This is a genomic window from Klebsiella sp. C349492 (genome assembly GCF_042055345.1).
Classification (GTDB): Bacteria; Pseudomonadota; Gammaproteobacteria; order Enterobacterales; family Enterobacteriaceae; genus Klebsiella; species Klebsiella scottii.
In genome coordinates, this window is record NZ_JANQCE010000054.1 from 1 (window position 1) to 247 (window position 247).

Consider the following 247-nt stretch of genomic DNA (forward strand, 5'->3'; position numbering starts at 1 on the left):
ACTGCCTGATGGAGGGGGATAACTACTGGAAACGGTAGCTAATACCGCATAACGTCGCAAGACCAAAGTGGGGGACCTTCGGGCCTCATGCCATCAGATGTGCCCAGATGGGATTAGCTTGTAGGTGAGGTAACGGCTCACCTAGGCGACGATCCCTAGCTGGTCTGAGAGGATGACCAGCCACACTGGAACTGAGACACGGTCCAGACTCCTACGGGAGGCAGCAGTGGGGACTATTGCACAATGG

The 247-nt window shown here is 55.9% G+C and carries 1 rRNA gene; it reads left to right on the forward strand.

From position 1 onward, the window contains the following. Positions 1–247 (forward strand): 16S ribosomal RNA (locus NWP14_RS27935); the annotation flags it as partial.